Origin of the sequence: Sulfuricurvum sp., from assembly GCF_049305995.1 — a bacterium.
In the GTDB taxonomy this organism is placed as follows: domain Bacteria; phylum Campylobacterota; class Campylobacteria; order Campylobacterales; family Sulfurimonadaceae; genus Sulfuricurvum.
The window spans coordinates 1-6,943 of the sequence record NZ_JBAQPS010000007.1; the positions used below are offsets into that span (position 1 = coordinate 1).

Genomic DNA, 6,943 nt, shown 5'->3' on the forward strand with positions numbered 1-6,943 from the left:
GGCTACCGAAGCATCCAAAGCACCTATCACAGTAGAGTGTCAAAAATGTCTTGAAAACAAAGGGTATCGTATCGAGCAATAAATCGTTCTTTGAACGGTTTGTCGTTTTGAAATGAAGGTGGATTTAAGAAAAAGAGGTCTTCGAGGAGTTATCCCCGAAGTGTTTAGAATTACAGTGCTGCTTTAGCTTGAGCGGTGAGGGCAGTAAATGCCGCTGCGTCGTTCATTGCCATATCAGCAAGGATTTTGCGATCAAGTTCGATGTTGGCACGTTTAAGACCATTCATGAATACTGAATAGCTCATTCCGTTTAGGCGACAAGCCGCATTGATACGGATAATCCACAATTTACGGAATTCACGTTTTTTCTGTTTACGGTCACGAAACGCGTATACGAGTGAGCGCTCTAATTGCTCTTTCGCTTTACGGAAATGTTTGTGGCGTGCACTGTAGAAACCACGTGCGAGTTTCAATACTTTTTTATGACGTCTGCGTCTTACGACACCCGTTTTTACTCTTGGCATTTTTTTCCTTTCTTGACCCGGTTCATTTCAATTTTAATGACGGGGTGCCGCTTTGCGGACTTGCCCAGCAATAACGCTGGAGGGTTAATAGGTTTTAGCCTACGATCATCTTTTTGATGTTTTTAACATCAACAGCTGCAACCACTTTTGGTGCATTCTGCCCGCGACGAGTTCCTGCATCTTGTTTAGTCAAAATATGACTACGGAATGCAGAACCACGTTTGAGCGTGCCGTTTTTCTTTACTTTGAAGCGTTTAACCGCCCCTTTTACTGATTTCATTTTTGGCATCGGCTTGATCCTTTCGCAAAAATTCTCTAAACGAGACGCGGATTATACCATAAAAAAGCTTTTGATTTTATGTAAATGCTAAAAGGAGCAAAGCCCCTCTTAGCAGCAAGGACATATCTGTCCTTTGCAATCCCCTAAACGCGGGAGAAAGGGAGATAAAGGAGTTTATAGAAGAGAATGTATAACGTTATTTTTTATCGTCTTTTTTCGGATGGACCATCATGTTACAATAGCGTCCTTCCATAGCAGGCGTTTTATACATCATTCCAATGTCTTCAACCATAGGCCAAACACGCTGTAAAACCGCAACTGCTGCTTCAGGGTGTGCCATCTCACGTCCACGTAAGAATACGCGAAAATGGACATGTTTCCCCTCTTCGAGGAATTCACGGGCATGTTTCACTTTATAGCTCACATCGTTTTCAGCAATTTTGACCGAAAGCTTGATCTCTTTGACCTCAACTTTGGTTTGCTTTTTACGCGCCTCTTTTTTCTTTTTCTCTTCTTGATAATGAAACTTACCGTAGTCCATGATCTTCGCAACCGGAGGTTTCGCATCCGGAGAGATCAATACGAGGTCAAGCCCCAGTTCGTTGGCTTTAGCCATAGCCTCTTGGATCGTAATGATCCCTAATGCTTCACCACCATCTACTACACAACGTACCTCAGGAACGCGGATATCCTCGTTCATTTGGACTCGGTCTTGTTTCTTAATCAAAAATGTACCTCATTAATTTTTTGTTTTACCATTGCGAGGAAATCCTCTTCGCTCAGGTTGTATTGCTCACGTGATCTGCGATCACGCACTGCAATGCTTTTGTTGTTTACCTCTTCATCCCCTAAAACGATGATCATCGGTACACGACCTTTTTCCGCTGTACGGATACGTTTATTAAGACTCTCGTTTTTATCGAAAATCTCAAAATCAGCACCCAAATCGATCAATTTATCGGCCAATTCACGTGCGTATCCTTCGTGTGTAGGGGCAATCGGAACGATTGCCACCTGTGTCGGAGCGATAAACATCGGGAACTCCCCAGCGTAATGCTCCGTCAATATACCAACAAATCGCTCAAAAGAACCTAAAATTGCACGGTGAATCATCACCGGTTGAATTTTAACGTTCTCTTCGCCGTTGTATTCGAGCTCGAAACGCGCCGGAAGATTGAAGTCGAGTTGGATCGTTCCACACTGCCATTCACGTCCGATAGCATCAGTAATCTTGATATCGATTTTAGGACCGTAAAACGCTCCGCCCCCCTCATCGATCTCGTAGGCAAGGTTATTTTTGTCCATCGCCGTTTTAAGTGCGTTGGTCGAAATTTCCCATACCGCGTCATCTCCGACTGCTTTTTCAGGTTTTGTTGAAATCATCATTTTGTAGTTAAACTCAAACGTTTTCATGATTTTGTCGACGAAATCAACGACTTCAATGATTTGTTGCTCAATCTGATCGGCCGTACAAAAGATATGCGCATCGTCTTGGGTAAATTCGCGAACACGGAACAATCCATGAAGTGCACCCGTCATCTCATGGCGATGAACAATCCCGTACTCGAAGTATTTGAGAGGGAGATCACGGTACGAATGCAAATCGTGTTCGTAGACTTTGATATGACCGACGCAGTTCATCGGTTTAACCCCGAATTCGAGTTCATCAATATTGGTAAAATACATGTTTTCACCGTAGTTTTGATAATGACCCGACACTTTCCATAGATCACTTCGAAGCATCTCAGGACCACGTACTGGCTCATAGCCGCGTTTACGGTGTGCTTTGAAAAGCAATTGCTCCAGTCGTGAACGCATACGCGCGCCCGCAGGGAGCCAAATCGGAAATCCTGCACCGACCTCTTCACGGAAGGTAAAGAGTTTCATCTCGGCACCGATTTTGCGGTGGTCTCGTTTTTCGGCTTCCGCCATTTGATCGAGATACGCTTTAAGTGACTCTTTATCGGCAAATGCGATTCCGTAAATACGGGTCAACATCTCGTTTTTACTGTCACCGCCGAGATACGCACCGGAGATTTTGGTCAATTTGAAATAGCGGATCAAACCGACGCTCGGCAAATGAGGTCCACGGCAAAGGTCTTCAAAATCCCCTTGCTTATAGATCGTTACCGTTTCAGATGGAATACGATCCATAACGGCTTGTTTCAAATGATCGTTTGCAAATTTAGCGCGTGCTTCGTCTTTGGTGATCTCGTAACGTTCGATCTTCTCTTTGCCTTTGGCAATATCGAGCATCTTTTTCTCGATGGTTTTAAGATCCTCTTCGCCGATGGTTTCATTTACTTTAAAATCGTAATAAAACCCCTCTTTTACCGTCGGTCCGACGAAAAATTTAGCGTCGGTATAAAGTGCTTTGATCGCCTCAGCCATCAAGTGAGCACAGGAATGTCGAAGAACTTCGAGAGACTCTGGAGAGTTGTCATAAACAATCTCTTCGCCGCTAATTCCAAGTGCCCCAGCGGTTTGTAAATCGATTATTTGATCATCATGCTTGATTGCAATAATATCCATTGGGGTGCCTCGTATGAGAAAATATCGCGGATTATACGGTAATGTTGATTCGTTTGAGATAAAGTATACGATTATGATAGATTATTAAAAAACTATTTCGCTAAACAAAAGACGTATCCGCTCTATCGCAATAGATGAAAGTCCCCCTAGTTTTTGTAGTAAAGAGAGCGGTTTTTTGGGGAGGTATTGAGAATAATGATGGTTTGGTGGACCCTATCGGGATCGAACCGACGACCTCTTCGCTGCCAGCGAAGCGCTCTCCCAGCTGAGCTAAGGGCCCAAAAGATGTTTGGAGCGCAATTATACGATTAGGGCTCTTAAATGTCAATGAGATACAATAAGCGTAAAGTTTTTGAAGAAAGGTGCCGATATACGTGACATGAAAAAGTTAGCCCTAATAATGATCTTCAGTGTATCTAGCGTAGTGTTGAGTGCGGAGGAATATACAATTCAAACGATCAGTGCCCAAAAAGAGGGTTCGATCACTTCCGCTTTTGAGAAAAAAGTACATGCAAGCACTCTTTCGTCCATCAAAATAAAAGAAGGTAATTGCAGTATTGTCACGGTAGGTAAATATCTGACAACCAAAGCAGCTCAGCATGATCTGAAAAAAGCAAAAATGATTAGTAAAGATGCATTTATCCGTACATTACACCGTAAAACACCGTTAGTATGTGATCATCCGACTCCTGAACATAATGATACCGTACACACAAAAAACTTAACTGTAGCGACAGTGAAGAGCACTCTGGAAGAGATAAAGGAGGTTAAATCATCCGTTCCAGCTGAAGCTAAAGAGGTGGAAGCATGTAAAGTTCAACCTTGCGATAATGTTTCAACAAATATTTACCTTTATGATCGAAATATTGGTCGAAAAAATGATCTTCATGAAGCGCTTGAGTATTATAAAAACTCTCAATATCATAGCTTTTATCCGGTAGCTTTACAAAACTCAAAATGAGCCTATATTAAGGCTCTTTATTGATTGCGCTGTAGAGGCAATCTAAATCAAGTTTATGTATTTTTTTAACTTCTATGTGGAGCGATTCAAGCAATTCAAGTGCATTTTCTCCGTTAGAAGGATAACAAACGGCAGCAGATGGAATTTGGGTAGCAAACAAATCTTCAATCATCCGTTTGACAATACCGCAACCATATCGGTCGGTGTAAGGCATTACAAAAAAATAAAAATGCTCCCAGTGGACGATGGAGTCTGACGTTCGAAGCAAACTCGGCAGATTAGTATCAATAAGTTGTTGTGATATTTTTGAAAAATCACAGAAAAGAATGGTAAAACTTTCAGAACGATTTTCATCGAGCCGATCCGAGATCCCGATATTAAGATCGATCAACGATGCAAAGTTGTAAAAGGAAAAGAGTACTCCCGCCATTTTAACTCCTCAAAAAAATGATCGTTTAGTATAGCGTTTATTTTAGAAAAAGTATAAAATAAAAATAACTTTAATTGGAGTGACCTCTTAATACTAAAGTAGAAACTACTATTTTAAACTGTTTCAACGCTGAAATACTTTTCACCGCAATCCGAATAGTTCGATCATCCAAAAAGTCAAAATTGGAGCAATCACGCACCATGATCTTATGAGAGAGAAGCTTTTCTTGAAATTCCTTCGCGCTCATTGAAGCAAGACGGACGAGAAAAAAGTTTGTATTGCTCTCGAATACCTCCTCAAAAAGAGGCGAATGATCGATAATGGTTTTTAAATACATTTTTGCTTCGTCATTCAACTTATGAGAGCGTGTATGAAATGCTTTATCATGTAGAGCCATGATTAGAAAATGGCTATCGAGCGTCGAAATTTTCCACAGAGGCTCTTTTTCCTTAAGGGCAGCGATATTCTCACGCGAGGAGAGGACGATCCCGACCCTCACCCCCGCGCATCCGTAAAATTTGGTTTGTGATTTTAAAACATAGAGTTTATCGTAGCTGTGGAAGTAGCGGGTTGCCGATTCTCCCCCGCAAAACTCCAAAAACGATTCGTCGATGAGGATCGTGCAGTTTTTGGCACTCCATCGCTCCATCAGTGTCTCGATCTCGTAGTAGTGACCGTCAGGGGTAGAGGGGTTGACGAAGATGACGAGGGAGTTCTCCTCAACCTCCGCATCCATCGACTCAAAGCGGTTGATGAAAGAGACTTTTTTATTGTAAAGAAGTGCCGCTTTTTTGTATTCCAAATAGGCGGGGGAGTAGATCGTGCAGGTGGGGTTGTCGAAAAATCGGAGCAATGTAAAAATCGCCGAAGAGCCTCCGTTGAAAAGCTCTAACTCTTCCGACGCAACACCGTAATGCTCAGCTAACGCCTCCGTTAGTACTTTATAGCTCGGATAAGCGTTGAGGGTCACTCCGCTAAAATCAACCGTAGGTGTAGTGAAGTTGATGTTCGAGGAGAGATCAATCACCTCTTCGGGAGCGCATCCGCAGAGCGCGGCAAAGCTGTTTACCTCCCCTCCATGAGCGTAGGTCGTCATTTGAGCCGCTTCTCCAATCCCAGTTTCACTTCGTAAACCTCATCACACAGCGCGGCGATTTTTTGCCCTATAATTCCCGATAAATCGACGTAACGTCGGCTGATTGGATCATTGGGGATGACTCCACTGCCGACGTCGTTGAGGACAAATACGATGTTAGCATTTACGCATCCCAGTGCTTCGATCTCGCTGGTCAATGTCTCTTCGCGCTCATCTATGCGGTTGAGAATCCACATCGAGATGCAGTCGATCAGGTAGGTTTGGTGCGGCTGAATGACATCGGCTAAATGATGACTCTCTTCGAGAGTGATAAACTCTTCGCCGCGAGAAGAGCGGTGTTTTTCGATCCGTTCCCCCATCTCGCTGTCGCCGAAAGTGTGGTCGTAGGTGGCGAGATAATAGGGCTTATCAGTCGCGATGGCAAGTGCCTTTGCCTCCGCCAACGTGCTTTTTCCCGATTTCTGTCCGCCGAAGTAAAGTATCTTCATCCTAAAAAGCTCTCCACTTTACGGGTAATCGCCTCTTTAGTAATGCCATTGAGCAACGCATAAACCAGCGCACCCCCCGCGCCGACCCCCTCTTTCGCCTCCCCCTCATCGTAGAGTTTGAGGGCGGGATGGGCAGTGAGGGAGAAATCGAAATCGGCGTAATAGGCATTAATGCTGAAATCGTTCATCTCTAACAGCCCTTTAATATCGCTGTTGGCATCTTCGGCGACCCATTTGGTCGTACAAAGGGCGATTTTGGAACTTTCTAATTCCCCCTCCATCATCTGCAAAATGCGGTTGATCACGAGCAACACACACGCCATCTGCGTCCCCCCCGCCAACACAATCGGGATGTCGCGGTTTTGGAGACCAAGGATCAATCCGGCGTTGAAGATCACCATATTATCCCCCACCTGAGAGAGGATGTCGAAAAGTTCGTCGCTCTCATTCACATAGGAGAGGGCTTTATCTATAACACGTTGTTTGATCCCCTCGGGAGCATTTTTAAAACTGCTGCTGAATTTCTCCCGCGCATCGTACCCCAACGCCAACGCCATAGCGAGTGCCGTCGTCGTCCCTGCGGGAACCGATTCGCCTAGGATGATGTATTCCCCCGCTATGGATAGCTCCTG

At 44.0% G+C, this 6,943-nt stretch carries 9 protein-coding genes and 1 tRNA gene; 1 reads left to right on the top strand and 9 read right to left on the bottom strand.

Translation table 11 applies throughout. The features are described from left to right. Positions 1 to 170 precede the first annotated feature (170 nt). From rplT to WA010_RS00230, 5 genes are all read right to left on the bottom strand, one after another. The gene (gene rplT, locus WA010_RS00210; protein WP_324790825.1) at positions 171 to 524 is read right to left on the bottom strand and encodes a 50S ribosomal protein L20; all 354 of its coding nucleotides are present in this window, start codon (positions 522 to 524) and stop codon (positions 171 to 173) included. Positions 525 to 618: 94 nt separating this feature from the next. Then, positions 619 to 813 carry a 50S ribosomal protein L35 gene (rpmI, locus tag WA010_RS00215; protein ID WP_422555166.1) on the bottom strand — a complete coding sequence of 65 codons (195 nt, stop codon included), beginning with the start codon at positions 811 to 813 and terminating at the stop codon, positions 619 to 621. A gap of 187 nt (positions 814 to 1,000) precedes the next feature. Beyond that, positions 1,001 to 1,528, bottom strand: coding sequence for a translation initiation factor IF-3 (gene infC / locus WA010_RS00220; RefSeq protein ID WP_304737927.1), 528 nt, complete (start codon positions 1,526 to 1,528; stop codon positions 1,001 to 1,003). Next, a complete protein-coding gene (thrS, locus tag WA010_RS00225; RefSeq protein WP_422555167.1) occupies positions 1,528 to 3,336 on the bottom strand; it encodes a threonine--tRNA ligase in 1,809 nt (602 codons plus the stop codon). Before thrS ends, infC begins: the two co-directional genes overlap by 1 nt. A 204-nt stretch (positions 3,337 to 3,540) precedes the next feature. Then, a tRNA-Ala gene (locus WA010_RS00230) sits at positions 3,541 to 3,616 on the bottom strand. Between the two features lie 99 nt (positions 3,617 to 3,715). Here WA010_RS00230 and WA010_RS00235 point away from each other — a divergent pair. Continuing rightward, complete coding sequence (locus WA010_RS00235) at positions 3,716 to 4,297, top strand: hypothetical protein (protein ID WP_422555168.1); 582 nt, start codon at positions 3,716 to 3,718, stop codon at positions 4,295 to 4,297. A gap of 7 nt (positions 4,298 to 4,304) precedes the next feature. On the opposite strand, the gene WA010_RS00240 is transcribed toward WA010_RS00235, so the two are convergent. The 4 genes from WA010_RS00240 to WA010_RS00255 form a co-directional block, all read right to left on the bottom strand. After that, positions 4,305 to 4,727, bottom strand: a complete 423-nt coding sequence (locus WA010_RS00240) for a hypothetical protein (RefSeq protein ID WP_422555169.1) — start codon at positions 4,725 to 4,727, stop codon at positions 4,305 to 4,307. Positions 4,728 to 4,797: 70 nt separating this feature from the next. Next, positions 4,798 to 5,823 (bottom strand): aminotransferase class I/II-fold pyridoxal phosphate-dependent enzyme, encoded by a 1,026-nt coding sequence (locus WA010_RS00245; protein ID WP_422555170.1) that lies wholly within the window; start codon positions 5,821 to 5,823, stop codon positions 4,798 to 4,800. Further along, on the bottom strand, positions 5,820 to 6,311 hold the full coding sequence (locus tag WA010_RS00250; protein WP_422555171.1) for a bifunctional adenosylcobinamide kinase/adenosylcobinamide-phosphate guanylyltransferase: 492 nt from the start codon (positions 6,309 to 6,311) through the stop codon (positions 5,820 to 5,822). The genes WA010_RS00245 and WA010_RS00250 overlap by 4 nt, the downstream gene beginning before the upstream one ends. Beyond that, the coding region (locus WA010_RS00255; protein WP_422555172.1) for a nicotinate-nucleotide--dimethylbenzimidazole phosphoribosyltransferase at positions 6,308 to 6,943 on the bottom strand (636 nt) is incomplete at its 5' end. The genes WA010_RS00255 and WA010_RS00250, both read right to left, overlap by 4 nt.